This window comes from Pseudonocardia sp. OZ21, assembly GCF_059359135.1.
The window spans coordinates 144322-169023 of record NZ_JCADBN010000003.1 but is presented as its reverse complement, the minus strand read 5'-3'; the positions used below and the strand labels follow the sequence as shown (position 1 = coordinate 169023).

Annotated in this window: 26 protein-coding genes, 1 tRNA gene and 2 pseudogenes; 17 read left to right on the top strand and 12 right to left on the bottom strand. The window is 68.0% G+C overall.

Features of this window, described 5'->3' with window-relative positions; genetic code table 11:
* Window positions 1-149: 149 nt before the first annotated feature.
* Window positions 150-878, bottom strand: a complete 729-nt coding sequence (locus AC5L35_RS07655) for a class I SAM-dependent methyltransferase (protein WP_495058851.1) — start codon at window positions 876-878, stop codon at window positions 150-152.
* Between the two features lie 130 nt (window positions 879-1008).
* On the opposite strand from AC5L35_RS07655, the gene AC5L35_RS07650 reads away from it, so the two are divergent.
* From AC5L35_RS07650 to AC5L35_RS07620, 7 genes are all read left to right on the top strand, one after another.
* Window positions 1009-1085 (top strand) — tRNA-Thr (locus tag AC5L35_RS07650).
* A gap of 70 nt (window positions 1086-1155) precedes the next feature.
* Window positions 1156-1569, top strand: a complete 414-nt coding sequence (locus AC5L35_RS07645; protein WP_495058850.1) for a hypothetical protein — start codon at window positions 1156-1158, stop codon at window positions 1567-1569.
* 436 nt (window positions 1570-2005) lie between these two features.
* The gene (locus AC5L35_RS07640; RefSeq protein WP_495058849.1) at window positions 2006-2239 is read left to right on the top strand and encodes a tyrosine-type recombinase/integrase; all 234 of its coding nucleotides are present in this window, start codon (window positions 2006-2008) and stop codon (window positions 2237-2239) included.
* 431 nt (window positions 2240-2670) lie between these two features.
* Window positions 2671-3675, top strand: a complete 1005-nt coding sequence (locus tag AC5L35_RS07635) for a hypothetical protein (RefSeq protein ID WP_495058848.1) — start codon at window positions 2671-2673, stop codon at window positions 3673-3675.
* 65 nt (window positions 3676-3740) lie between these two features.
* Window positions 3741-4253 carry an ABC-three component system middle component 2 gene (locus tag AC5L35_RS07630; protein ID WP_495058847.1) on the top strand — a complete coding sequence of 171 codons (513 nt, stop codon included), beginning with the start codon at window positions 3741-3743 and terminating at the stop codon, window positions 4251-4253.
* 20 nt (window positions 4254-4273) lie between these two features.
* Window positions 4274-6382, top strand: coding sequence for an ATP-binding protein (locus AC5L35_RS07625; RefSeq protein ID WP_495058846.1), 2109 nt, complete (start codon window positions 4274-4276; stop codon window positions 6380-6382).
* Between the two features lie 427 nt (window positions 6383-6809).
* Window positions 6810-7349: a dihydrofolate reductase family protein gene (locus AC5L35_RS07620; protein ID WP_495058845.1), complete on the top strand. Its 540-nt coding sequence runs from the start codon at window positions 6810-6812 to the stop codon at window positions 7347-7349.
* A gap of 91 nt (window positions 7350-7440) precedes the next feature.
* Here AC5L35_RS07620 and AC5L35_RS07615 read toward each other — a convergent pair whose 3' ends face one another.
* From AC5L35_RS07615 to AC5L35_RS07605, 3 genes are all read right to left on the bottom strand, one after another.
* Complete coding sequence (locus tag AC5L35_RS07615) at window positions 7441-7833, bottom strand: ester cyclase (protein WP_495058844.1); 393 nt, start codon at window positions 7831-7833, stop codon at window positions 7441-7443.
* A gap of 157 nt (window positions 7834-7990) precedes the next feature.
* Window positions 7991-8728, bottom strand: a complete 738-nt coding sequence (locus tag AC5L35_RS07610; protein ID WP_495058843.1) for an SDR family NAD(P)-dependent oxidoreductase — start codon at window positions 8726-8728, stop codon at window positions 7991-7993.
* Window positions 8729-8855: 127 nt separating this feature from the next.
* Window positions 8856-9464 (bottom strand): TetR/AcrR family transcriptional regulator, encoded by a 609-nt coding sequence (locus tag AC5L35_RS07605; protein ID WP_495058842.1) that lies wholly within the window; start codon window positions 9462-9464, stop codon window positions 8856-8858.
* A 177-nt stretch (window positions 9465-9641) separates the two neighbouring features.
* On the opposite strand from AC5L35_RS07605, the gene AC5L35_RS07600 reads away from it, so the two are divergent.
* From AC5L35_RS07600 to AC5L35_RS07590, 3 genes are read left to right on the top strand one after another with little or no spacing between them, the layout of a single operon-like run.
* On the top strand, window positions 9642-10049 hold the full coding sequence (locus AC5L35_RS07600) for a YciI family protein (protein ID WP_495058841.1): 408 nt from the start codon (window positions 9642-9644) through the stop codon (window positions 10047-10049).
* A 26-nt stretch (window positions 10050-10075) separates the two neighbouring features.
* Window positions 10076-11221 (top strand): RNA polymerase sigma factor, encoded by a 1146-nt coding sequence (locus AC5L35_RS07595; protein WP_495058840.1) that lies wholly within the window; start codon window positions 10076-10078, stop codon window positions 11219-11221.
* A 34-nt stretch (window positions 11222-11255) separates the two neighbouring features.
* A complete protein-coding gene (locus tag AC5L35_RS07590) occupies window positions 11256-11849 on the top strand; it encodes a DinB family protein (RefSeq protein ID WP_495058839.1) in 594 nt (197 codons plus the stop codon).
* A gap of 119 nt (window positions 11850-11968) precedes the next feature.
* Here AC5L35_RS07590 and AC5L35_RS07585 read toward each other — a convergent pair whose 3' ends face one another.
* Complete coding sequence (locus AC5L35_RS07585) at window positions 11969-13135, bottom strand: flavin-containing monooxygenase (RefSeq protein ID WP_495058838.1); 1167 nt, start codon at window positions 13133-13135, stop codon at window positions 11969-11971.
* A 172-nt stretch (window positions 13136-13307) separates the two neighbouring features.
* Here AC5L35_RS07585 and AC5L35_RS07580 point away from each other — a divergent pair, with 172 nt between their 5' ends.
* Window positions 13308-13541: a hypothetical protein gene (locus AC5L35_RS07580; RefSeq protein ID WP_495058837.1), complete on the top strand. Its 234-nt coding sequence runs from the start codon at window positions 13308-13310 to the stop codon at window positions 13539-13541.
* A gap of 107 nt (window positions 13542-13648) precedes the next feature.
* Here AC5L35_RS07580 and AC5L35_RS07575 read toward each other — a convergent pair whose 3' ends face one another.
* Window positions 13649-13789, bottom strand: coding sequence for a hypothetical protein (locus AC5L35_RS07575; protein ID WP_495058836.1), 141 nt, complete (start codon window positions 13787-13789; stop codon window positions 13649-13651).
* A gap of 214 nt (window positions 13790-14003) precedes the next feature.
* On the opposite strand from AC5L35_RS07575, the gene AC5L35_RS07570 reads away from it, so the two are divergent.
* A complete protein-coding gene (locus AC5L35_RS07570; protein WP_495058835.1) occupies window positions 14004-16034 on the top strand; it encodes a sensor histidine kinase in 2031 nt (676 codons plus the stop codon).
* 3 nt (window positions 16035-16037) lie between these two features.
* Here AC5L35_RS07570 and AC5L35_RS07565 read toward each other — a convergent pair whose 3' ends face one another.
* From AC5L35_RS07565 to AC5L35_RS07555, 3 genes and pseudogenes are all read right to left on the bottom strand, one after another.
* Window positions 16038-16742, bottom strand: a complete 705-nt coding sequence (locus tag AC5L35_RS07565; protein WP_495058834.1) for a DUF1345 domain-containing protein — start codon at window positions 16740-16742, stop codon at window positions 16038-16040.
* A 115-nt stretch (window positions 16743-16857) separates the two neighbouring features.
* Complete coding sequence (locus tag AC5L35_RS07560; protein WP_495059251.1) at window positions 16858-17121, bottom strand: aldo/keto reductase; 264 nt, start codon at window positions 17119-17121, stop codon at window positions 16858-16860.
* Between the two features lie 47 nt (window positions 17122-17168).
* Window positions 17169-17738 (bottom strand): annotated as a pseudogene (locus tag AC5L35_RS07555) (aldo/keto reductase); the annotation flags it as partial.
* A 270-nt stretch (window positions 17739-18008) separates the two neighbouring features.
* On the opposite strand from AC5L35_RS07555, the gene AC5L35_RS07550 reads away from it, so the two are divergent.
* From AC5L35_RS07550 to AC5L35_RS07540, 3 genes are read left to right on the top strand one after another with little or no spacing between them, the layout of a single operon-like run.
* On the top strand, window positions 18009-20228 hold the full coding sequence (locus AC5L35_RS07550) for a xanthine dehydrogenase family protein molybdopterin-binding subunit (RefSeq protein WP_495058833.1): 2220 nt from the start codon (window positions 18009-18011) through the stop codon (window positions 20226-20228).
* The gene (locus AC5L35_RS07545; protein WP_495058832.1) at window positions 20225-21160 is read left to right on the top strand and encodes an FAD binding domain-containing protein; all 936 of its coding nucleotides are present in this window, start codon (window positions 20225-20227) and stop codon (window positions 21158-21160) included. Before AC5L35_RS07550 ends, AC5L35_RS07545 begins: the two co-directional genes overlap by 4 nt.
* Complete coding sequence (locus tag AC5L35_RS07540; protein ID WP_495058831.1) at window positions 21157-21666, top strand: (2Fe-2S)-binding protein; 510 nt, start codon at window positions 21157-21159, stop codon at window positions 21664-21666. Before AC5L35_RS07545 ends, AC5L35_RS07540 begins: the two co-directional genes overlap by 4 nt.
* Window positions 21667-21673: 7 nt before the next feature.
* Here AC5L35_RS07540 and AC5L35_RS07535 read toward each other — a convergent pair whose 3' ends face one another.
* The 3 genes and pseudogenes from AC5L35_RS07535 to AC5L35_RS07525 form a co-directional block, all read right to left on the bottom strand.
* Window positions 21674-21859, bottom strand: coding sequence for a hypothetical protein (locus tag AC5L35_RS07535; protein WP_495058830.1), 186 nt, complete (start codon window positions 21857-21859; stop codon window positions 21674-21676).
* An 86-nt stretch (window positions 21860-21945) separates the two neighbouring features.
* Window positions 21946-22452: pseudogene (locus tag AC5L35_RS07530) on the bottom strand (SAM-dependent methyltransferase); the annotation flags it as partial.
* A 47-nt stretch (window positions 22453-22499) separates the two neighbouring features.
* On the bottom strand, window positions 22500-22757 hold the full coding sequence (locus AC5L35_RS07525) for a hypothetical protein (protein ID WP_495058829.1): 258 nt from the start codon (window positions 22755-22757) through the stop codon (window positions 22500-22502).
* 182 nt (window positions 22758-22939) lie between these two features.
* On the opposite strand from AC5L35_RS07525, the gene AC5L35_RS07520 reads away from it, so the two are divergent.
* Entirely contained in the window at window positions 22940-23911 is a 972-nt protein-coding gene (locus tag AC5L35_RS07520; RefSeq protein ID WP_495058828.1) for an ATP-binding cassette domain-containing protein, read from the top strand.
* Complete coding sequence (locus tag AC5L35_RS07515; RefSeq protein WP_495058827.1) at window positions 23908-24699, top strand: ABC transporter permease; 792 nt, start codon at window positions 23908-23910, stop codon at window positions 24697-24699. The genes AC5L35_RS07520 and AC5L35_RS07515 overlap by 4 nt, the downstream gene beginning before the upstream one ends.
* Window positions 24700-24702: the final 3 nt, after the last annotated feature.

Here is a 24702-nt window from a genome sequence, read left to right as displayed (position 1 = left end):
GCGAGATCTTCACCGCCACGGTGACGAACGACCGCCACCGTTCCCTGCTCGCCGAGGCCGACGCCTACCGGCTCGCGCGTGCGGCCGCACCCGCTCCACGGGCCCGGACCGGGCTCGTGCGCCTGGCCGCTCTCGTCCGGCGCGGCAGCTCAGACCCGAGCCGGCAGGGCGGGCATCGTGAAGTAGATCATCGGGTTGTCGCCGGCGCCCCGGATCGGAGCGAGCCCCAGCTCGTCGCGCAGGCTGTTGAGGGCGTTGTAGTCGGCGCGTGCCTTCGCGCGTGACGGCGTGAAGAACGGGACCTCCCGCTCGTCCAGCCAGCGGACCACGACCTTGCCCTCGTGCAGCGGCAGCGTGACCGGGAAGTGGAAGACGTCGTGCACGCTCACCGGGATGCCGGCCGGTACCCGCGGGAACAGGTTCTCGACGTACCAGTGGGCGAAGCGCGAGTTGTGCGCGGCGTCGACGAACAGGTAGCCGGTGTCGGCGGGCACCTGGTCGAGGGTGTCCTTGATGTCACCCTTCACGAACGTCCAGCGGCCCTCGGCGAGGTCCTCCGGCACGTTGCGCACCACGTTGTCGATGATGTCGAAGCTGTGCAGGTGCCCCGACCCGTTGTCCCGCAGCGCGCTGAGGATCCACGTCGTCGACCACCCGTGGAACGTCCCGAGCTCCATCACCGAGTCCGGCTTCGTGGCCCGCAGCAGCAGGTAGGTGATCTCCGCCTCGAGGTCGTCGAGCTGAGGCGTCATCGTCGCCTTCATCGACTCGGCGTACTCGCGCTGGGCCTTCCCCACGGCAGCCAGCTCGCCCGCGAACTCGCGGTACAGCTCGCTGACGTACCCCAGGTCGATCAGCTTCAACGGACGGTCCTCCATGTGGATCTCTCCTGACGCCGAGTCGGGCAACTGTATCGGCCGGTCCAGGGCCTGCCGGACAGGGCGACCGGCAGCGGACGGTGGGCGTCGGGGGCGCGGAGGCGGTCGCTACACTGAGCACGCACCATCGGCCGCCTTAGCTCAGTCGGTTAGAGCGACGCACTCGTAATGCGTAGGTCTGGGGTTCGACTCCCCAAGGCGGCTCCAGTTCACGGCTCCGATCCCTGATCGGGGCCGTTCTGCGTCGAGCTATACGTAGAGCCACCGCGTCCCTACCGTGGGTTGCAGGGGGGCTACGGGGACCAAGGGCAAGCGCCAGCGGGGCGAGATCGAGACGCTGCCGAGCGGCTCGATGCGGGTCGGCGTCTACGCCGGGATCGACCCGCTCACGAGCAAACGACACTACCTGACCGAGATCGTCCCGGCCGGTCCTCGCGCAGAGGAAGCGGAAAAGGCTCGGACCCGCCTGCTTGCGCAGGTCGACGAGCGGCGCAACCCACGGACCAAGGCCACCGTCGGGCAGATGCTCGACCGGCACTTGGACATGCTCGACGTCAAGCCGACGACGCGCGACAGCTATGACGGGCTCGTCTGGAACCACATCAAGCCGCTGCTCGGGCAAGCGACCACGAGTGCGACCAGCGGTGCAAGCCGCACGTCTGCCGTCCGCTCGCTGCCGCCTCAATGCTGAAGATTCACGCGGTCCTCAACGGCGCGGGGAAGCGAGCGGTCCGTTGGTGCTGGGTCGGGCGCAACCCGTTCGAGCAGACCGAACCGATTTCCGCACCGCACCGCACCGCACCCCGACCCGCAGCCGCCTACCGCGGCACAGGCCGCCGCCATCATCGAAGAGGCGTGGAGCGAAGCCGACTGGGGAACGATGATCTGGCTCGCGATGACCACCGGAATCCGGCGCGGTGAGCTGTGCGCGCTCCGGTGGGGCCGGGTTGATCTCGTCTCCGACGTGCTCACCATCCGATCGAGCATCGCCCAACGGGGCGCCCGGACCTGGGAGAAGGACACCAAGACCCACCAGCAGCGCCGCATCACGCTCGACCCGCAGACCGTCGGTCTGCTTGCCGCCTACCAGCGCCACTGCGCGGAGCGAGCGGGGGTACGGCGTGGAGGTGCCCGGCGACGCGCGGATCTTCTCGGCGATGCCGGACGGATCGACGTGGATCAAGCCCGACACCGTCAGCCAGCGCTACGAGCGCATCTGCGCGCGCATCAGCTGGGACATGCACATCCACCAGCTCCGGCACTACTCGGCAACCGAGTTGATCGCCGCCGGTGTCGACGTCCGGACTGTCGCGGGGCGGCTGGGGCACGGCGGTTGGCGGGCGGTAGCGCCACAACATTAACACTGCATCGGCTCGATCATCGACAATCATCGCTGCAGCCGATCCGGGCGAGGTGCACCACGCGGTAATCGAACCGCTCACCGTTAGGTGCCTCTTCGTCGACGCATGCCACCCGCACCCAGGGGTTATCAAAGGCTGTTGTCTCGCCGAATGTTTGCCACGGCCCGTGCTCGTACACCACACCGTCGATATTATGGAGTCACTACTACCGGCGCAGTGAATGTGAGCAAGGTCAGCGCAAGGTTGCCGATATCGGCGCTTATATCTTGTTTCCTTGCCGGTCGCTTGCTTGTCAAATCGCGATGTGACGTCTCTTATGAGCTGAGCCCGGCAAGGAGTTTGTCGCTCTTCGTCTAAAGAGCGCTAGCGGACTGAGGAGATCCGCGCTACCATCCTTCTCGCCGAGCCTGGGAAGAAGAAAGAGGCAGTGCATGCTAGCGAAAGCGCCGGATCTCTTCTTGCAACTTGTCATACTTGCGGGAAGTCAAGAAGGTGCTCGAACGCTCTTTCAAACCATGGTAACTGATCTTGTGAGTGTTGGTTATCCAACCGCTAACGAGGTTGCCGCGCCCAGTGGGAGTGACTGGGGAATCGACACTTACGTCGGCGAACTTGATGTTGATACCTTTGTCTGGCAATCAAAGTACTTCATGCAGTGGACTGGCGAAGCTCAGCGAGGCCAGGTTCGAGGGTCATTTAACGAGGTGCAGCGCAAGGCGGAGGAAAAGGGATTCAAAGTAAGTTCTTGGACTCTCTGTGTACCGTGTGTATTGCCGCCTGAAGAGCAGCAGTGGTTCGACAGATGGGCGAAGCGCATGAGTCGGCAGCACAGCTGTGTAAATACTATCTGGAACGGAGTGGAGCTCCGCCGGCGATTGCTTCAGGCTGATGCGGATACGGTAAGGAATCACTACTTTACTAACGAATCGAATCGTGCGGGTGAGCCTGCAGAAGCAGTTGCTCAAGTGCCAGACCTGTCGACTCTGGTTAGTTCTCTCTTCGTTCGTCAACTAAACGAAGCAGGGCACATTGAGGCAGATGCGGCGAAGGCCCATTTCTTCGTCGCGGAAGCACTTGTAAGAGATATTGCAGCGCGAGGCAATACTGATGGAACTTCGGCCGTGGAAGAACTCCACTTAGAGCTCCACGCGCTTTGGGAGATCGAGTTTAACGATGGCCTGCCCGCCGCAGATGCTAGCGGCATCATTGCTGGGCTCATTAGCAAAGTTTTGGCCGAGGCGGCTCGAACTGCTGACCCGGAGGGGATTAAACTGCGTCCCGCGCATAAACGTGGCGTGGTTCACCGCTTAGTAGAAGCTCGAAGAGCGGGCTGGGTTAGCCATTGGCGAAGTGTTGCAGAGTCCTATGATCCGAAAGAAACGCAAGATGTAGTTCATGGACTGATGGCCGATCGAGCGGTTGGCGGCGGCTCATGACTATTGTTCCCACAACTTCTGGGCGAGACCTTAGTTCCCCGGTTCCGCTCGTACCTGAAGACAGAATGGTCTTCCGGCTGGCGCAGTTGCTGCTACTTCTTGACGAGTCCGAAGCTACCGGTATCGAGATCCCGTCGCTCGACCGGCTTGCCCATTATGACTTCTTTGCTGCGAATCCATTCGTGGTCGTATCGACTGATGATGAGCGCGACGCGGCTGATCGTACTCGCTTGCGGCTTGCCGGCTTCACGAATCAGCAACTCTCGTACGCATCTACGGGCCAGAGATTCTACACTCGCCGCCGAAAGCTGCAGAATGACCTGTCATTGTTAGTGTCGTACGGGCTAGTCCGCATTGGTGGGACCGGATACAAGTTGACGCAGCAGGGACGCGAAGTTGCGCAGCAATTGACAACTGTTTATGCAATGTCTTATCGACATTCGGTCAATATCGTGGTCCGAAGGTTGAATCGGCTGTCAGACAGGCGGTTAACAGAGTCAGCCCAGAGATGGCTCGGGTACTCGTGGCTCCTTATCGACTTGCTGGATGACGTCGCAGAATCGTCGCCATCGCAATGAACGTACGAAAGAGTGGAACGATGGACGCGGAAAGAATATACGGAATTCGGCTGTCGCAACTTTCCCTAATTGGTTCTTCTGCTCGACCGTCGAACTACGGGGTTAGATTCAGCCGAGATGCCGTCACCGAATGGCGCCCACTTTCCGTTATTGCTGGACCTAGTCAGACTGGCAAGACGAGCATTATTGATTTCGTAAGATACTGTCTCGGCGACAGCGAGCACCCGGAACACCCTGAAGTCACCGCAGCAATTCGCTATGCGGCCCTCGAAGTTGAACTTGCAGGCTCTCTTGTAAGCATCGAGCGCTCGGCAACCGGGAGTCCATCTAGCTTTGCATCGATTTGGCAATCAGCACTCGATGACCGCCGGTCCGTCCCAGAGTTACGCAAGCCAACCGAGCCAACGTCGGATCCTACTGGCTTATCTCAGTACGTTCTTGCCGCGTGTGGACTCGAAGGCATAGAGCTTCCCGAGGCTCCGACGAAGGCGGACTCTCGAACCGCAATGCTCAGCAGCCGCGATCTCTTCCGGATTATGTGGGTGCCTAATGAGCGCCTTGACAGTAAGAACTTGCTCGGTGAGGCAAACTATATGGTCGCGCAGAAACTGCGGCAGACCGTAGATGCAATGTTTGATGTGTACGATGCGGACGAGGCTCGGCTCCAAGGCAGGATCCGCAAAGCGGCCGAGGCTGCCAATCAGGCGCGCGCTAGTGCACAATCTGTGCGGCAAGTTGTCCAAGAAGAGTATCCGCTAGGTCCGCTGACTCTTAACGCCGACCTGGAAGCCGCAGAAAGTTCTGTAGCCTCAATCTCGGATGCGATCTCTCGGATCGATGCTGAACGAAGTTCTCATCAGGGCGCTGCACAGAGATTGCACGATGAGTTGAGGTCAGCTCAGCTTGCAGCGCGGGACGCACGGCTTCGGGTTGTTAATCGTGAGAGTCTTATAGACCGGCTCGCGGTTCTTCGCGGTCAGTACGCTGATGACAAGAAGAAGCTGACCTTTCTCAAAGAGGCAGAACGGGTTTTCGATCCGCTAAGAGTAGTAGCATGCCCAGCATGCCTTTCAGCGCTCGACGAATCGCCGAGTGTGGTAGATGAGCAGTGCAGTATGTGCGGTGCTGTCGTTGATATTTTGGACGACGCGCCCCTATCTATTGGAGTTGCTTCGAGGGCAGTTGAAGGTACGCACGATCTTGAAGATGGGGAGGAGGCGGGCGATGATTCAGTTCCGGTTGAAGGACTGCCTACTATCGAACTCGCCGATGTTCCAGATGTAGATGACTCGCTGGAAATGATCGAGCGGGAGTTGAAGGCAACGTCCCGTCGGTTAGATGATTTGAATCAATACTGGACGCGCTTGGATGATGACCTCCAAGTTCTGCGGCAGAGTCAGGCGAACGCAGATCGTGAGGTTGAGGCTACGGCTCAGGCGATCAACCAAATAGCTGACTTGCCTGCGCCGTATCTGGCCGAGCGAGACGAACTCTCACGCCAATTGGCAGAGGCGCGCCTTCGGGTTCAGTACATGCAAACCGGGGTTCGGTTATGGGAACGCGTGGAGGCCGCAGAACTTCAAGCAGATCAATTAGAGGGTCGGGCCTCGCGCCTAAGGAAAGAGCGACGCGACGCTGTGCAGCGGCCTGATCGGGCCGCAGTCATTAGCAAACTCTCTGCGAGATTTGGTGAGATTCTTGCGGAGATCGGCTACCCTAAGTTGAGCGAGCCGCTCGTTAATGACCGGCTAGTTCCGTCGGTTCGCGGTCTCGCTTATACAGCTGCTAGTAGTGGCGGCCTTACCTTGATATCATTGGCATGGTCATGTGCAATTTGGGAGGTTGCATACGAGGAATCCGCTAAGGCTCCAGGGTTGCTGATGATTGACAGTCCCCAAAAGAATCTAGGGCATAGCGCGCATCCCGACGATCCGGATTTCGCTGACACTAGGCTAGTCGAGAACTTTTATCGCCACGTGAAGTCGTGGCTGGCTGGGGCTGGGCGAGGTGCGCAGCTTGTTGTCATCGATAACAGTCCTCCAGCAATCGTTGATGACGATGTCATCGTCCGATTCACTAGAGACCGAGATCGTCCGCCGTATGGTCTTATTCATGATGCCATTGACTAGCTATTGTCTTACTTGGCTCTCCTCGAAGGAGGATCGTCCGCGCCTTGGTCGCTGCTCGTGCCGTGAGGTGTCAGTGGGGCGGAGCTGCGACAGAGGTCGCCGAGTAGGCCGAGGGCCTGCAGTCAACTTATACGTCTGAACGGGTGGTCTTCTGGATCCTGCGCGTGGAGCGAACCGCGGTCCAACGCTGCTGATGGAGTCGCCGTAGGCGAAGTGCAGGAGTCTATAATGCCTGGTAGATGACCTGATCGACGGAGTACGAGGCTCGCGTAGTGCGTAGGTCTGGGGTTCGACTCCCCAAGGCGGCTCCACAGCTCGGCCGATGACAGGAAGAACGGCCTGCCCTCGGCGCGGTCGGCCCGGGGTGATCCGCGGATTGCTCCGCCGACGCCGATGAGTTCGTCACCTGCGCCGGGTCGTAACCGGCGTGAGCGATACGGATGCTGATCTGGGCAAGGTCGTTGTGAACAGGTCGATGTCGCTGGACGGCTTCATCGCCGGCCCCGACAACGCGATGGACTGGGTCCTCGAGTACAACAAGTACGCGTTTCCCGAGGTCATGGAGGCCACCGGCGCCATGCTCGTCGGCCGGGGCACCCACGAGGTCGGCAAGCGGATGTCCGACGAGGACACCGACTACGACGGGGGGACGATTTTCGTCCTGACGCACCGGCCACCGGACGAGCCGGAGCACGGGATCACCTTCCTGACCTGCGACCTCGCGGAGGCCGTCGCCACGGCGCGCGCCGCCGCGGGTGGGAAGGACCTGGAGATCCTCGGTGCCGACGTGGCCAGTCAGTGCCTGCAGCGAGGGCTCGTCGACGAGGTCCTGGTGTATGTCCTGCCGGTGCTGCTCGGCGACGGCGTGCGCTTCTCGACGTCGGGCCTCGGCAGGATCGACCTGGAACCGTTCGGCAACGAGCAGTCGGGTCCTGTGACGATGCTCCGCTTCCGCGTGCGGAAGTAGGAGCGGCGGGGTCCGGCAATCGACTGGTGTGGTGAAGCCTCGACGAGAGAGCCCCGACCCTTCGGCCCGGGCCATCTCGTGGGCTCCTGTCTCACCCCGCCAACTGGTGCCGCAGGGCCTCGGCGTCGTGCATGGCTGACATGTGCAGGAACCGCCCGTCGCGGACCGTGTAGATGGCGTACTCGATGATCTCGATCGGCGCGCCGCTCGGAGCCACCCCGAGCCACTCCTTCACGGGAGTTCCGGTGTTGATCAGTCGCGCGGCCAGTCGATCGCCGTCAACGGCGATTTCCTGGGTCTCCCAGTGGAAGTCGGGTACTGCATCGGCGATCCCGCGCAACTGGGCGATGACATCGTCGCGGGTGCCCGGCTCGCTCTGCAGGGTGATGCTGTCGTGGATGAACTCGTGCATGCGGTCGAACTCATGGGCGTTGAGCGCCGCGATGTAGCGCTCGTAGAAGTCGCGCAGGTTGCTCTCGGGCATGGTCGCCCTCTCTGAAGATGTGGATGGGGATGAGGCCGAGGGTTCAGGCCTGTGCGTAGCCGCCGTCGACGAACCACTCGGTGCCGTTGACGTAGCCCGCGGCGTCCGACGCCAGGAACGTCGCGGCACCTGTGGCCAGTCATTCCGCTCCCTCCGGTCAGGCCACGAGCTCTCCGCCGTCGACGACGATGTCGGCGCCGTGGACGAAGCTGCTCTGGGTCGAGGCGAGGAAGGTCACGGCAGCGGCGATCTCCTCCGGGGCGGCGAGCCGCTCGGCGGGCACGGCGGCCGCGATCGCCGCCTTCGTCTCGTCGGCGCGTTCGCCGAGGACGTCGAACAGCGGTGTGTCGGTCGGACCCGGCGAGATCGCGTTGACGCGGATGCCCCGGCCGCGCAGTTCGTTGGTCCAGGTGCGCGCGTAGGAGCGGATGGCCGCCTTCGACGCCCCGTACGGACCCATGCCGGCCATGCCGTTCTGGCTGGCCGTCGAGCTCGTGAGTATCACCGATGCGCCGACGTTGAGCAGCGGAAGGGCCCTCTGCACGGTGAGGACGGTGCCTTTGACGTTGATGTCGAAGACCCGGTCATGGGCCTCCTCGGTGAGCTCTTCCAGCGTGGCGAGGTGGTTGACACCCGCGTTGGCGAACAGGACGTCCAGCCCCCGCCCGCGCTCGCGTACCTGCTGGTACAGGCGATCCAGATCGGCGGCGACGCTGACGTCACCGGGCACCGCCGTGGCGTCCCCGATCGTGGCGACCGCCTTCTCCAGCTCGTCCAGGCGCCGCCCGGTGACGAAGACGTGTGCACCCTCTTCGGCGAAGCGCCGTGCTGTGGCCAGGCCGATCCCGGTGCCGCCGCCGGTCACGACGGCGGTCTTTCCTTCGAGCAGTCCCATGAGACGAACCCTCCCCGAGTTCTGCAACGATCGATCCTGAACTCGAAGCTAGCACATTCCGCATCGATCGATGCAAAACGGACGCGCCGGGCGTCGAACTAGGGAGGAGTGAGACGCGTGGTCGACCTCAGTGGAGCGGCCACTGACGGAGGATCGCGTCGGCGATCGCCCGGAGCTCCTCCTGGTCGACACCGCTCGCAGCCTGCACGGAGATGCCGTACGCCACGGTGGTGAGTAGACGGGCGAGCAGCCCCGGATCGACCTCCGGGGGTAGGTCGCCGTCATCGACGGCTCGCGTGAACCGCTCGCGGACAAGGGTGCAGGTGTCGTCTCGCCAGGCGGCGAGGAGGTCGCGGACCTGCAGCCCCGAGTCGCTGGTGGCCAGGGCGCCCTGGACCCCGAGGCACCCGTGTGGGTCGTCGGGGCGAGTGGTGGTCAGGATGGTGCCGGTCAGGATCGCGGAGGCGACGCCGAGGGCGGTCGGCTCGTCCAGTGCCCGGTGCAGGTAGGCGCTCGGGCCTTCGCTGTAGCGCTCGAGGGCCTTGCGGAACAGTTCTTCCTTGTTGCCGAAGGTCGCGTACATGCTGGTGGTGGAGATGCCCATCGCGCCGGTCAGGTTGGCCAGGCTGGCCCCCTCGTAGCCCTGCTCCCAGAACACCCGCAGGGCGCGCTCGAGAGCCTCGTCGACGTCGAACCCTCGCGGTCGACCGGTCCGGCGGCGCTGTTCGGTCTCCATCGCTCCAGGCTACCTTTTCTGTATCGATCGATGCGGAACCAGAGGCTGGGCGCGACCGATCATCGCGACGTAGATCAGTCCGAAGAAGATGCGGCGAGGATGTCGAGACCGGCCCGGCGGCTCCGTCCCAGGGCCAGATGCAGCCACCGTGGCCGCACCGCACCGAGGAGACCCAGCATGGCGAAGTACCTGCTTCTCAAGCACTACCGCGGCGCCCCCGAGTCCGCGAACCCCGTCCCGATGGACCAGTGGACCCCGGAGGAGGTCCACGACCACGTGCAGTACATGAACGACTTCGCCGCCCGGCTCGAGAGCACCGGTGAGTACGTCGACAGCCAGGCGCTCTCGCCCCGGGGCACGTTCGTCCGGTACGACGGGGAGGGTCGGCCGCCGGTCACCGATGGGCCGTTCGCGGAGACCAAGGACCTCATCGCCGGCTGGATGGTGATCGACGTCGGCACCTACGAGCGCGCGCTCGCGCTCGCCGGCGAGCTGTCGGCAGCCCCCGGAGCCGGTGGCAAGCCGATCCACGAATGGCTCGAGCTGCGCCCGTTCCTGGGCGCACCGCACACGGTCACCGAGTGACGGCGCCGGCCAGGGAAGATCAGCTGATGGACGAACTGCTGCTGAGGGAGCTGACTCCCGCGGTGATCGGCGTCCTCGTGCATCGCGGGGTCGATTTCGCGACAGCCGAGGACGCCGTGCAGGAAGCACTCATCCAGGCCGCGCTGACCTGGCCGGACCGTCGACCTGCCGACCCGAAGGGCTGGCTGGTCACGGTCGCCTGGCGCAAGTTCCTCGACGCCCGCCGCTCCGAGGTCTCCCGTCGCGACCGGGAGCAGCGGGTCGAGGTCGAGCCGCCACCCGGGCCGACCGAGACCGCGGACGACACGTTGCAGCTCTTCTTCCTGTGTGCCCATCCGTCGCTGTCTCCGGTCTCCGCGGTGGCCCTCACGCTGCGTGCCGTCGGTGGCTTGACCACCCGGCAGATCGCGCAGGCCTACCTCGTGCCGGAGGCGACGATGGCGCAGCGGATCAGCCGAGCAAAACGCACGGTCGCTGATGTGCGGTTCGATCAGCCGGGCGACCCGGCGACCGTGCGGCGGGTGCTCTACCTGGTCTTCAACGAGGGCTACAGCGGCGACGTCGACCTGGCGGCCGAGGCGATCCGGCTCACCCGGCAGTTGGCGTCGATGACCGATGACGAGGAGACCGCGGGGCTGCTGGCGTTGATGCTGCTGCACCACGCCCGGCGACCGGCGCGGACCGGGCCCGACGGCAGCCTGGTCCCCCTGGCCGAGCAGGACCGCTCCCGCTGGGACACCGCGCTCATCGCCGAGGGCGTCGCCATCCTGCAGAAAGCGCTGGGTCGCGACCGGCTCGGTGAGTTCCAGGCGCAGGCCGCCATCGCTGCCCTGCACGCCGACGCGCCGCGCGCCGAGGAGACCGACTGGGTGCAGATCGTCGAGTGGTACGACGAGTTGCTCCGGCTGACCGGGAGCCCGGTCGTGCAGCTCAACCGGGCCGTCGCGGTCGGCGAGGCCGACGGCCCCGCGGCCGGCCTCGCGGCCTTGGCCACTGTGGACCCCGGCCTGCCTCGCCACACCGCCGCCTCGGCGTACCTCCACGAGAAGGCGGGCGACCTTCGGACCGCGGCACGCTTGTACGCAGACGCCGCCCGGTTCGCCCCCAACCTCGCCGAACGTCACCACCTCACCCTGCAGGCAGCGCGGATCAGCCAGTCGCTGCGCACGTGAGGCCGGAGGTCGTCGGGTGGCAGGCTCGCTCCCCATGATCGACGATTTCGCGAAGGCGTACCTCCACAGCGACCTGCGTGACGTGCGGGAGACGATGCTCTGGAAGCTGGAAGGGCTCACCGAGTACGACGTCCGTCGCCCCCTGACCTCGACGGGGACCAATCTCCTCGGCCTGGTCAAGCACCTGTCGAACACCGAGGCCCGTTACTTCGGCGACGTGTTCGGGCGCCCGTTCCCTGAACGACTGCCCTGGTGGGACGAGGACGCCGACTTCGCCGCCGACAAGTGGGTCACCGAGCACGAGTCACGCGCCGAGATCGTCGACCGGTACCGGCGCGCGTGGGAGCACTCGGACTCGACGATCGCCGCTCTCGACATCGACGCCCCCGGCCACGTGCCCTGGTGGCCGCGCCCGGACGTGAAGCTGTTCAACGTCATGGTCCACGTGCTCACAGAGACCAACCGGCACGCCGGGCACGCCGACATCCTGCGCGAGCAACTGGACGGGGCGGTGGGAACGGCCGCATGGAACACGGCCCTGCAAGAACGAGGCGCAGCCTTCTGGGAGGCCCACCGAGCGAAGATCGAGCGGGCGGCCATGGCGGCAGCTGATCCGGCTCAGGCCTGATCGGCGAGTGATCAGCCCGAGTCGCACATCAGCGCCCTGCCGGGGGCACTTTCGTACGGATCGCAGCGATCACCGGGCGCAAGCGAGGCTCCTGCCCGTCACATCGCGATTTCCGGCCTTCAGGCGGTGGTGGCATCGCGGCGCACTGCCCGGCCCACACGCCGGGCTTCGATGGAGATGTCGCGGAGTGCGCCGCTGATGGAGATCGTGTAGCCGACGAAGTACAGCCCGGGTGCGATGGCGACTCCCGAGGTCGGCGGGCGCCCGTCGCCGTCGAGGATGCCGAGGTGGCCGACCATCTTGTCGAGGCCTTGGCGGTAGCCGGTCGCGGCGATGACCACGTCGGGGGTGATCACGGAGCCGTCGGCCAGCCGGACCCCGGACTCCTCGAACCCGGCGACCGACGCCACGGGCTTGACCTTGCCCGACGTCACGGCGTCGATGAGGCCGACGTCCTGGACGGGGACCGCGCGGTCCCGGAGCACGCGCGTGTACATGCCCTCCTGCGGCCGGCGGAGGCCGTACGCGCTCAGGTCGGGGATGCTCAGCCGGGCCTGCACGCGTGCCGCCCGGTCGACCGCGGTGCGCGGGGCGTGGCGCAGCAGGATCCCGGATGCCTGCGCGGGCCATCCCGCCACGTCGCGGCGGACGATGTGCGGCGGCGTCCGGACCGCGAGGCGCACGCGACGCGCACCGCCGGCCGCCAGGTCGGCCGCGATCTCCGCCCCGGTATTGCCGACGCCGACGACGAGGACGTCGCGCCCGGCGTACGGAGCGGGGTTGCGGTAGTCCTTCGCGTGGAGGAACTCGCCGGTGAACGTCCCCCGTCCCGCCCAGTCCGGCAGATGTGGGGTGTGGTTGTGGCCGGTGGCGACCACGACCGTGCGCGCGGACAGTTCCTCGCCGCCGGCGGTGCGCAGTAGCCACCGGGTGCTGTCGTGTGCAGCGTCGTTCGCGCGGTCGACCCGCTCGATCTCGATGCCGGTGCGGACGTCGAGACCGTGGTGCTCCCTGTACTGCTCCAGGTACCGCACCAGGTCGTCGCGAGCCACCCAACGGCCGTAGGACCGCGGAATCGCGAACCCCGGAAGGCCGGACAAACTGCGGATGGTGTGGAGGCGCAACCTGTCGTAATGGGAGCGCCAGCTCGACGCCACGGCCTCACTGCGCTCCAGGACGGTGACGGGAATTCCGTGTCCCTTGAGAACGGCGGCCGTGGCGAGCCCGGCGGGACCACCGCCGATGACGTACGCCTGCCCAGCACCCTGCCCGATGGGGACGACCATCCCGACAACCTCGCTTCTCCGGTGTGCACCGCCGCGACAACGTAGCCAATCCGGGCCCCTTGTGGATCAGTGGAACGGCGTCCCCTCGCTGGCGGGGGTGAACGGCGAGCTCTCGCCGTCGCCGGTCCGGGATGATGGAAGTACATGACCCGACAGCCAGGGAGCGGATGCCGTGACGGTCGACGAGCTGGTGGTCGAGTTCGCGTTGACGCGACTCGACAACCCGGGCCTCGACCTCGAGGAGATCGCTGCACTGGTCGTCCGACGTGTCGGACCGGACCAGATGCTCGAGTTCGCGTCGCGGAACCTCGGAGTGCGCGGTGAGCTGCGGGGCGGCGCGTTCGAGTCGGCCGTCGAGTACGTGCTCCGCACCGTGCTGCAGCTGAGGGACGACGTGGGCGACTGACGCTCTCCCACCACGCGACCGAGCATCCGGCCGTCACATGGACACATGTCGCGGTCCGAAGGGCCTTGTGAACCGCGATATGTGTCCACGTCGCGGTCGCCGTCTGGCTACGCCTTCTCGCCACGCTCGGAGCGGTCGCGCGGGAGCGCGTTGGTCTGCTGCCGCAGCTTCTCCACGTCCCAGCGGAACTGGCCGGTTGGCAACGTCAGGTCCGGGGTGATCCAGCCACGCTCCACGTAGCGCGCCAACGTCCCAGGGGGAGCCGTCGAGGAGTTGGCGACGCGGCCGGACGTGATCGAGCGGCTGATGGCCGCGCACCTGCCGAACGACGACGGTCTGTGCGTCGAGTGCACGACCCCGGGCCACGGGACGCCACGCGCGCTGCGGAACCCCCGTCGGCCGCCCGGCTGAATCCACTCTTCGTCGCCTGTTCCGGCTCGGAGCCGGGGGTAGCCTGCATTTGTGGCCGCATGGGAGCGGGCCCATCGGCTTCCGCTCGGCGCGGAGATCGCGCTGGCGTTCGCAACGGGCGCCGGCACGTTCGCCCTGGCAGCCGTAGTTCTGGAGCACATCGACTCCGGGGTGGTCGCTGCGGTCCTTGGCGTCGTGTGTTTCGTCGCCGTGGTCGCGATCGCCAAGTTCGTGAGTGTCGTGTACGCGGTCCCGGCGGGTATGGCGGGCACGCTCGCCTTCGACTGGTTCTACCTGCCGCCGACGCACGCGTTCGAGTTCCCGGACACGGCCAACCTGGTGGACCTCATCGCCTATCTGGTGGTGGGCGTCGTCCTGGGTGAGCTGGCGGCCCACACCGCCCGCCGTGCCCGTGCCGCCGAGCATGCCCACCGTGAGATCGCCGACGAGCAGGTGGCGCTTCGTCGGGTGGCGACCCTCGTCGCCGAGGACGTACCCGCCGGTGACTTCTTCGCCTCGGTGGCGGAGGAGGCCGGCACCCTGCTCGACGTGCACGGCATCCGGCTCGCCCGCTACGAGAACGGGACGGAGCTCGTGCACGTGGCCGAGTGGAGTCGGCCCGGCTGCGCTCCTCCTGCCTACCAGCGCACGGAGGTCGACGGGACGACCGTGTCCGCCGAGGTGCTCCGCACGGGGCGCGCCGTCCGCATCGACAACTACGAGGACGTCGCCACGCCGTTCACTCAGGGCACGGATCTGAAGTCGGTTGTCGGCGTTCCCGTTGTCGTCGACAACCGGCGGTGGGGCGTGATGATCGCCTGGTCCGTGAGCGGCCCGCTCCCGGCCGAGACGGAAGTCCGGTTGACCGGCTTCACCGAGCTGGTCGCCACCGGGATCGCCAACGCGCAGGCCCGGGTGGAGCTGCGGAGCTTCGCCGAGGAGCAGGCCGCCCTGCGGCGGGTGGCGACGCTGGTGGCGGGCGGGGCGGGACCGGCCGAGACGTTCGGCTTCGTGGCGGGTGAGGTCGGCAGGCTGTTCGGCGCGGACGTCGCCGTCGTGTTCCGGTACGAGCCGGACGGCACCGGCACGGTCGTCGGTGTGTGGAGCGTGCCCGGGGTGGTGTTCCCGGACACCGCACGGTTGCCGGTAGCGGACACCGGCACGGCCGCAATAGTGCTGGAGACCGGCCGGCCGGTGCGGACGGATCGGTTCGAGGGTCCCGAAGGATCGATCGCGAACTGCTTCGCGCACCTCGGTGCGAGGTCGGGGGCGGGGGCACCGATCACCGTCGACGGGCGGCTGTGGGGAGTCATGATCGCCGCGTCGCGCACGGAGCCGCTCCCGCCGGGCACCGAGGTACGGCTGGCCGGCTTCACCGATCTGGTCGCCACCGCTCTCGCCGATGCCGATGCCCGGGCCGCGCTCACCGCCTCGCGCGTGCGGATCGTGGCCGCCGCCGACACCGCGCGCCGCCGCATCGAGCGCGACCTGCACGACGGCGCCCAGCAACGCCTCGTCTCACTCGCCCTGTACCTGCGCGGCAGCGTGCAGCAGGCGGTACCGCCCGGCGCCGACTACCTGACCGCGCAGCTGGACCGGGTCGTCGACGAGCTGGGTGAAGTGCTCGGCGACCTGCGCGAGATCGCCCGCGGTCTGCACCCGGCCGCCCTCGCCGAGGGCGGCCTGCGCTCCGCGGTGAAGACGCTGGCCCGCCGCTCCGCCGTTCCCGTCCGTCTCGACATCCGCGTCGACACCCGGCTGCCGGAGCCGATCGAGCTCGCGGCCTACTACACCGTTTCCGAGGCGCTCACCAACACGGCCAAGCACGCGGACGCCAGCGTGGTCGACGTCGAGGTGAGAACGGACGGCAGCCTCCTCCACGTCTGCGTCAGCGACGACGGGTGCGGTGGCGCCGACAGCGGCGGCGGGTCCGGTCTCGTCGGCCTCAAGGACCGCGTCGAGGCACTCGGTGGCCGGCTCTCGGTGCACAGCCCGCTCGATGCAGGCACGTCCGTGAGCGTTTCCCTGCCCCTCGCCGCGCCCCACGGGCACACAGGGGGGCGCCCTGAAACAGGGCGCTAGGACTCAGGTGCTGGTGATCAGGCCGACCACCAGGCCGAGGATCGCGGTGTTGTAGACGAACGTGAGCAGTCCGTGGGCCAGCACCATCCCGCGCGCGCGGGCGGAGCGGATCTCGACGTCGGAGGTGACGAACGTCGTGCCGACGGTGAAGGCGAAGTAGGCGAACTCCAGCAGCGTGGGGGCCGGGGTGGCGGGGAACGCCAGCGGAGGGTCGTCGGCGCCGAGGTAGAGCTGGGCGTAGCGCTCGGCGTAGCTCAGGTGCAGGATCGCCCACGCGAGCAGAACGGTGATGACGTTGACCACCCGGATGGTGTCGGCGACGCCTCCGGTGCCCTCGACGCCGACGATCTCCAGGCCGGACCCGAGGAGGATGATCGCCGTGGACAGGGTGATGAGGTAGCTCGTGCGGCCACTGGCCAGCCACTTCGGCCAGTCCTGGTCACCGCTGCTCGACCGGCGCACCCGGAAGACCCGGATCCCGATGTAGCAGCTGCCCACGACGATCCAAATCAGGCTCGTGACCATGAACGGGCGGAGGTCCGCCTCGGGATCCTCGGGGTTGACGATGGCGGCCAGGCTGGTCAGGAGCAGGAGGACGTCGACCGCCCGGGCCGCCCATCGACCTGCCGTGCGCGCCGGCGAGCCGGAAGCCCGCCGGGTCCCGGCGCTGCCGGGTTCGGCGTCCGCTGGTGTCGTCGGCTCGGTCACTGTCGTCCCCGTTCATCGCGCCGTGGCGGATCGGGTTCTGCAGTCTGCCCGCTGCAGGTCGTTGCGCGAACCATCGACAGGGGTCAGTCCCCCGGTCGTGCCTACCGGGGTGCCGTCACGAGGTGCGGTCGAATAAGGACGCGATCTGCGCGCGTTCGTCCGGGTCGAGCGTGAGGTCGAGCGCGTCGGATACGTCGGTGAACTGGGCCGCGTTGCGGGGTGCGACGAGCGGGGCTGTGACCAGCGGCGCGCTGGTGACCCAGGCGAGGGCGAGGGCGGCGGCGCCGACTCCGCGGCGGTGGGCGGCGGCGGCCAGGAGGTCGAGGCCGCGCCACGTGGGTTCGTCCAGGGGACGCAGCGAGCCAGGGGCCACCACCATCCGGCTTGCCGGGTCCGGCGCCACACCCCGCTGGTAGCGCCGGACAGCGTTCCTCCGGCCAGCGGGCTGTAGGGGGTGTAGCCGAGGCCGTGTTCGGCCACGAGGCGCCACACGTCGGACTCGTCGGACCTGTTGAGCAGGTTGTACTCGTTCTGGACCCACTCGTAGCGAGGCAGGCCGTGCCGGTCCGCGGCAATGAGGGACGACTCGAGCTGCGACGCGGTGACGTTGCTGGCGCCGAAACCGCGGATTCGGCCGGACTCGAGCAGGGCCGCGAACGTCTCCAGCGTTTCCTCGATCGGGGTTTCGTCGTCCGGGCCGTGCGACAGGTACAGGTCGACACGGCCGAGTCGTTCTTCGCTGATCGCGAACTGATGCGCGATGTGCTCGGCGGTCAGCGTGACTCGGCGCTGATCCGGCGACACCAGGTTGCCGACCTTGGTGGAGATCAGCACGTCGCTGTCGGGATGTTCGGCGCTCCACAGTCCCACGACCTGTTCGCTGATTCCTCCCGAGTAGGAGTCGGCGGTGTCCAGCACGGTGATACCCAGCGCGGTCGCCGAGTCGATCTGACGATGATCATCCTGGTCGCGTCGCAATGTCAACTGCGCTGCCACCTCGTCGGCATGCCGAATCGGCAGGCGATCGCGATTCCATCTCGGGTTGGGTGATATGTCTTCTTCGGCGATTTCGTTGCGGGCCCGGTGATCTCGAGCCGCCCGGAATCCGCCCCCGTCCGAGGCCCGAGGATTAGTGTGAGGCGAGTGAGCGGATTTCCGCAGACTCGTGTCCCGGTCCGGCCTCCCGTTTCGCCGCCTCCTGCCCCCACCCGTGTCCCCGAGAGCGCGCAGTCCTGGGCGCTGGGGAGACGCGAGGACGCTCGCCTGGTGACCGGGGCGGGCAACTACGTCGGTGACCTCAAGGTCGCGGGCTGCCTCGATGCGGCCTTCGTGCGCAGCACGGTCGCCCACGGGCGGCTGCTCGCGGTCGACACGAGCGCGGCCGCCGAGGTCGAGGGCGTCGTCGGGGCCTGGAGCGCCGCCGACCTGGGCGACGACCTGGCCTTCGTCCCCCCGTTCATGCCGTCCGCCGACGCCGGCGATCCGCGGCGGTGTGCGGCCCTGGCCGTCGACCGGGTGCGGTTCGTCGGGGAGCCGCTCGCCATCGTCATCGGCACCGACCGCTACGTGGCGGAGGACGGCGCCGATGCGGTGCGGGTGGAGATCGACCCCCTTCCCGTGCTGGTCGACCCCGGGGCGGCCGCCGCGTCGTCGACGTGGCTCTTCGACGGGGTGGACAACGTCGCGATGGAGATGGAGTTCGGGACACCCATCGACGACGAGGTGTGGCAGCGGGCCGCCGTCGTGGTGGAGGGCGCCTACCGGCAGCCGCGCCTCGCCCCCACCCCGATGGAGCCGCGGGCGATCCTCGCCGTTCCCGAGGCCGACGGTCAGCTGAGCGTCTGGGTCTCGCACCAGGCACCCCACCGGCTGCGCAACGACCTCGCCAAGACACTGGGGCTCGACGCGGAGCGGATCCGGGTGCGGGTCGCCGACAGCGGTGGCGCCTTCGGGGCGAAGAGCGGCACGTTCCCCGAGTACCTGTCGGTCGTCGGGCTGGCGGTCAAGCTGGGCCGTCCGGTGCGGTGGCTGGAGGACCGCGCCGAGACCCTGTCCGGTTCCACCCACGGTCGCGGCCAGAACCAGCGGGTTCGGCTCGCCGCCGACGAGAACGGCCGGATGCTGGCGCTGGCACTGGAGGTCGACGCCGACGTCGGCGCGTACCCGACCACCGGTTTCGTCGCCGGCGAGACGGGGATGGCCGCCGCCGGTGTGTACCTGACCCCCCAGGTGCACGCCCGGGTCCGGGTGGTCGTCACCAACACCACCCCCACCGCCCCCTACCGCGGTGCCGGCCGCCCCGAGCAGGTCTACGCCGTCGAGCGCACCGTCGACCTCCTCGCCCGCCGCCTCGACATGGACCCGGCCGAGCTGCGGCGGCGCAACTTCATCCCGCCGGAGGCGTTCCCGTACCACTCACCCACCGGCCGGGTCTTCGACAGCGGGCAGTACGCGCTGGCCCTGGACAAGGCCCTCGAACTGGTCGACTACGCCCACTGGCGCGAGGAACAGCGCAGGCGCAGGCGCTCAGGCAACGAGCGGCCGCTCGGCATCGGGCTCTGCAGCTTCGCCGAGCGCTCGGGGCTCGAACAGGCGCCCATGGCACACGAGTGGGCGTCCGTCGACGTCGCGCCCGACGGGAGCGTCACCGCCCGCGTCGGCACCTGTTCCACCGGGCAGAGCCACGAGACGGTCTTTCCGGAGCTCGTGGCGCGCACGCTGGGCATCCATCCGGGCCGGGTCTCGCTCATCGAGGGCGACACCGACGAGACGGTGCAGGGCATCGGCACCTTCGGGAGTCGCTCGATGCAGGTCGGAGGCTCGGCGCTGCACCGGGCCGCACTGGAGCTGATCGAGGAGGCGAAGCGCCGCGCCGGGGAGCCGGACGCCCGCTACGCCGACGGCACCGTGATCGCCGGGCAGCGCAGCTGGACGCTGGCTGAGCTCGCGTCGGCGTCCCCGGAACCGCTGCGGGCCGGTGGCGTGTACGACACCCCAGCCGCCTTCCCCTTCGGGACCTACGTGGCCGTGGTCGAGGTCGACCGGGAGCTGGGCAATGTGCGTGTGCTGCGCCTCGTCGCCGTCGACGACTGCGGGGTGGCGGTCGACCCGGAGATCGTGGAGGACCAGACGCGCGGAGGCATCGTGCAGGGGCTCGGCCAGGCGCTGTACGAGGTGATGCCGTACGACGAGCAGGGCGTGCCGCAGGCCGACGGGCTGCTCGGCTACCTGCTGCCGACGATCGGTGAGCTCCCGCCCATCAGCCTCGACACCACCGTCACTCCCAACCCGAACACGGCGCTGGGCGCCAAGGGCGCGGGCGAGGCCGGCTGCATCGGCACCCCGCCCGCGATCGTCAACGCCGTCATCGACGCGCTGGGACCGCAGGCCGCCGGCACGTCCACGGACATCGGCGGCATGCAACTGCCACTGACCCCGGAGACCTGCTGGCTCGCAGCCGCCGGCCAGGAGGTGGGCGCCCGATGAAACCGGCACCTTTCGACTACGTCGCCCCGGCGGAGCTGTCCGACGCCGTCACCGCGCTCGCCGAGCGACCGGAGACGGCCCGCGTGCTGGCCGGCGGCCAGAGCCTCGTGCTGGAGATGCACTACCGGCGCGAACGGCCCGCGCTGCTGGTCGACATCAACAACGTGCGCGAGCTGGACACGATCACCGTGGACGGTGACGCGCTGCGCGTCGGTGCCCTCGCCCGGCACCGCGCCTTCGAGACACCGACCGTGGCGCCGGGGGCGCTGGGGCGGCTGTTGAGCCGGGTCAGCCCGCTCATCGCGCATCCGCCGGTGCGGGCGAGAGGCACCATGGCCGGCAGCCTGGCGTGGGCCAACCCGGTCTCCGAGTGGTGCGCCACGGCCGTGGCCCTGGATGCCGGGATCGAGCTGACCGGGCCGGCGGGCAGCCGGCTGGTGGGTGCGGGCGACTACTTCGTCGGCCCCTTCCGCACCGCGCGGCGGCCGGACGAGATCCTGACGTCGGTACGGCTGCCGCTGCTTCCGGGGACCGAGGCCGGCACGGTCGGCGTCGGCTTCTGCGAGCAGCACCGCACCCACGCCAGCTTCGCCCAGGTCGCGGTGGTCGCCGTGCTGACCCTGCGGGACGGGGTGATCGTCGAGTCCCGCCTGGGGCTGGCCGGGGCGGCCGACCGGCCGGTGCGTGCTCATGAGGCCGAGCGTCATCTGGTCGGCCGGGAGCCCGAGCCCGCGGTCTTCGCCCGAGCCGCCGAGTTGGCCGCGGCAGGCGCTGATCCGCTTTCCGAGCCGCACGCAGGTGTCGAGTACCGGCGGCACGCGATCGGCGTGCTCGTCCGGCGAGCGCTGGTGCAGGCCCGCGAGGACAGCGAGAGCGACGAATTCTTCAGCGGCGGGGGCCGCCACGGACACGACGGCTGGGAGGCACGATGACAGGGCGGATCCCGGTACAGCTCACGGTCAACGAGACCGCGTACGACGTCACGGTCGAGCCACGACGGCTGCTGGCCGACGTGCTGCGCGAGGATTGCGACCTCACCGGCACCAAGCTCGGATGCGAGCACGGCGTGTGCGGCTCCTGCACCGTCCTGGTCGACGGCGAGGGGGTGCGTTCCTGCCTGATGTTCGCGGTGCAGTGCGCCGGCCGTGACATCCGGACGGTCGAGGGGCTGGCGGCGGACGGAGAACTGCACGCCTTCCAGGAGGCGATCTCCGCCGAGCACGGCCTGCAGTGCGGGTTCTGTACGGCCGGGTTCGTGATGCTGGTGGTCGGCGCCCTGGAGGAGGACCCGACGATCGCCGAGGATCCCGAGCGCCTGGACGGGCTGCTGAGCTCGAACCTGTGCCGCTGCACGGGCTACGAGGGCATCCGTCGCGCGGTGCTGCGGGTGTACGGCAAGGACGGCACGCGTCAGGAGAACGAGGTCGCGGAGGACTGAGCGGGGATCAGTCGTCGCGTCGCCGTGCGACGAAGAGCAGCGCGTCCTGCCCGTCGAGCAGATCCGCACCGGCTGCCTCGGTGAGAAGGCCGTTCGCGACCACCTCGCCGAGCTCTGCCCGGAGGTCGTCGGCGTGCTCACGCCACAACGTGTAGAGCCTGCGCCAGTGCTCGTGGTGGAAGGCGTTGGGCACGCGTGCCTCCACATCGAAGCCGGCGTGGTCGAGAAGTTGCTCCCACGAGCCGGGAGACCCGGCACCGTCGACCGGTCCTGCGCTGCTGTGAAGACCAGGCGCCCACCGGCCGAGAGAAGGCGGTGCACCTCACGCAGCGCGTCAGCGCGGCTCGGAGCGAAGGGCAACGCGTCGATGCTCACCGCGCCCTGGGCGATGCCGGCCGCCAGCCCCGTGGAGCCGAACTCGGCGATTCGGAATGAGGCCCGCCCCTCGGTGAGGAACTGCGGAGACCGCGATCTCGCCAGTTCGATCGCGACCGGACTCAGGTCGACTCCGACCAGGCGGGCGGACAGGGCACGGGCGAGCCACAGGCCAGGACCGCCGCGGCCGCACCCGAGATCGAGGAGGGTGTCGTCCGGCCTCAGCCGGACGCCGGCCACAACGTGCCCGAGCAGCCACCAGCAGCACGAGCTGAAGGGGTCGACCTCTGCCGGGTACTGGTCGCCCAGTGCTTCCGCCCAGAGCTCCCTCACCAGGGGGCTGTCGTGCAGAACCCGGAAGGCCAGGTCGTAGCTCTCAGCCTCGCTGCCTGATTTGTCCGATTCACTCATCGGGAAGAAGATCCCACGAACCGGGCCGACCGCGCGCCGCGGGGCGCTCAGCGGCCGGCGACCGCCAGCCGCACGCCCAGCCTCACCAGCACGGTGCCGCTGACGGTAGCCGCCCGACTGCCGCGTCGCCCGCCGGCCGGCGGCAGGTCCGGGTGGGCCGCGGCGCCCTCGCCACGCGTCCGCCACACCGCCCACCCCGCCCGTACCCCCAGCAGGACCAGCACCGCCGCGCCGACCACGCGCAGCACGAGGTACGCCACCTCCGACGCGGCGACGAGTGCGGCGAAGCCGCCTGCCGCGAGCAACGCCAGACGTAGAGCCCGGCCTCCAGGCCGAGCACGGTGGGCACCGCGCGAGCCAGCGGATTCCGGCGGCGCAGCCTGCGGGAAACGTGGTGAAACCGTGGTGAAGCCGCACTGAATGCGCTCGGCCGCACGCTCTCCTCGTCGTCGTGGCAACCAGGGCCACGCGGGAACACGAGGGGCCGATGAACACCACATCATCGCCGTCCGCGATCGCGGCGGCCGGACTGCGCAAGTCGTTCGGTGACAAGGTCGTCCTCGACGGTGTCGATCTGCGAGTCCCGGCGGGAACGGTCTTCTCGTTGCTCGGCCCGAACGGTGCCGGGAAGACCACCGCCGTCCAGATCCTGTCCACGCTCATCAGTGCCGACTCCGGGGAGATCCACATCGCGGGTCACGACCTTCGTCGCGACCCCGACGCCGTACGGGCCGTGATCGGCGTGACGGGACAGTTCTCCGCGGTGGACAACCTCCTCACCGGGGAGGAGAACCTCCAGCTGATGGCGGACCTGCACCATCTGGAGCGGGGGGAGGGCCGTCGCCGCGTGGCCGGGCTGCTGGAGCGGTTCGACCTGCGGGACGCCGCCCGGCAGTCGCCCGTCACCTACTCCGGAGGGATGCGGCGCAAGCTCGACCTGGCGATGACGCTGGTCGGCGACCCGCGCGTGATCTTCCTCGACGAGCCGACCACCGGCCTGGACCCGCGTACGCGCCGCACGATGTGGGAGATCATCCGCGAGCTCGTGGCCGGCGGCGTGACGATCTTCCTCACCACGCAGTACCTCGAGGAGGCCGACCAGCTCGCCGACCGGATCGCGCTCCTCGACCACGGACGGATCGTGGCCGAGGGCACGGCGGCCGAGCTCAAGCGGATGGTGCCCGGCGGACACGTCAACCTGCGGTTCACCGATCCCGCACGGCTCGACGCCGCCGCCCGGGTCTTCGCGGGGTCCGCACGCGACGACGAGGCACTCACCCTGCAGGTCGCGGGTGAGGGTGACGTCCGGTCGTTGCGCGCTCTGCTCGACCAGCTGGATCGGGCAGCCATCGAGGTGGACGAGCTGACCGTGCACACCCCCGACCTCGATGACGTCTTCCTGGCCCTCACCGGCCGCCCCGCCGAAGAGCAGCAGCCGCAGAAGGAGCTTGCCCGATGACCACGCTCGCCTACGCCGCCCGTGACTCGCGAACGATGCTGCGCCGCAACGTGCGCCGCATGGTCCGCTACCCGTCGCTGACCCTGATGCTCATCGGGATGCCGGTGGTCTTCCTGCTGCTGTTCGTCTACGTCTTCGGAGGGACCCTCGGGGCCGGGCTCGGCGGTCCAGCCGGTGGCCGTGCCGACTACGTCGCCTACGTGGTGCCCGGGGTCCTCGCGATGACGGTGGCCGCAGCGGCGCAGGGCACGGCGATCTCGGTCTCCATGGACATGACCGAGGGCATCATCGACCGGTTCCGCACCATGGCCATCTCCCGCGCGTCGGTGCTCACCGGGCACGTGGTCGGCAGCATGATCCAGACATTGCTCGGCATCGTGGTGGTTTTTGCGATCGCCGTGCTCGTCGGCTTCCGGACCACGGCGGGTGTGGGGGGACTGCTCGGGGCGCTCGGTCTGGTCGTGGTCTTCACGCTCGCGCTCACCTGGCTGTCGGTCGCGTTGGGCCTCAACGCGAAGAGCGTCGAGACCGCGAGCAACACCCCGATGTTCCTGATACTGCTGCCGTTCCTGGGCAGTGGGTTCGTGCCCACCGACTCGATGCCGGCCGGGCTGCGCTGGTTCGCCGAGTACCAGCCCTTCACCCCGATCATCGAGACGCTGCGCGCCCTGCTGACGGGCAGTGCGGCCGGTGGCAGCGCGGTGCTCGCTTTCGCCTGGTGCGTGGTGATCGCCCTGGGCAGCTACCTGTGGGCGAAGCGGCTCTTCAACCGGGAACGGGCCCGGTAGGGC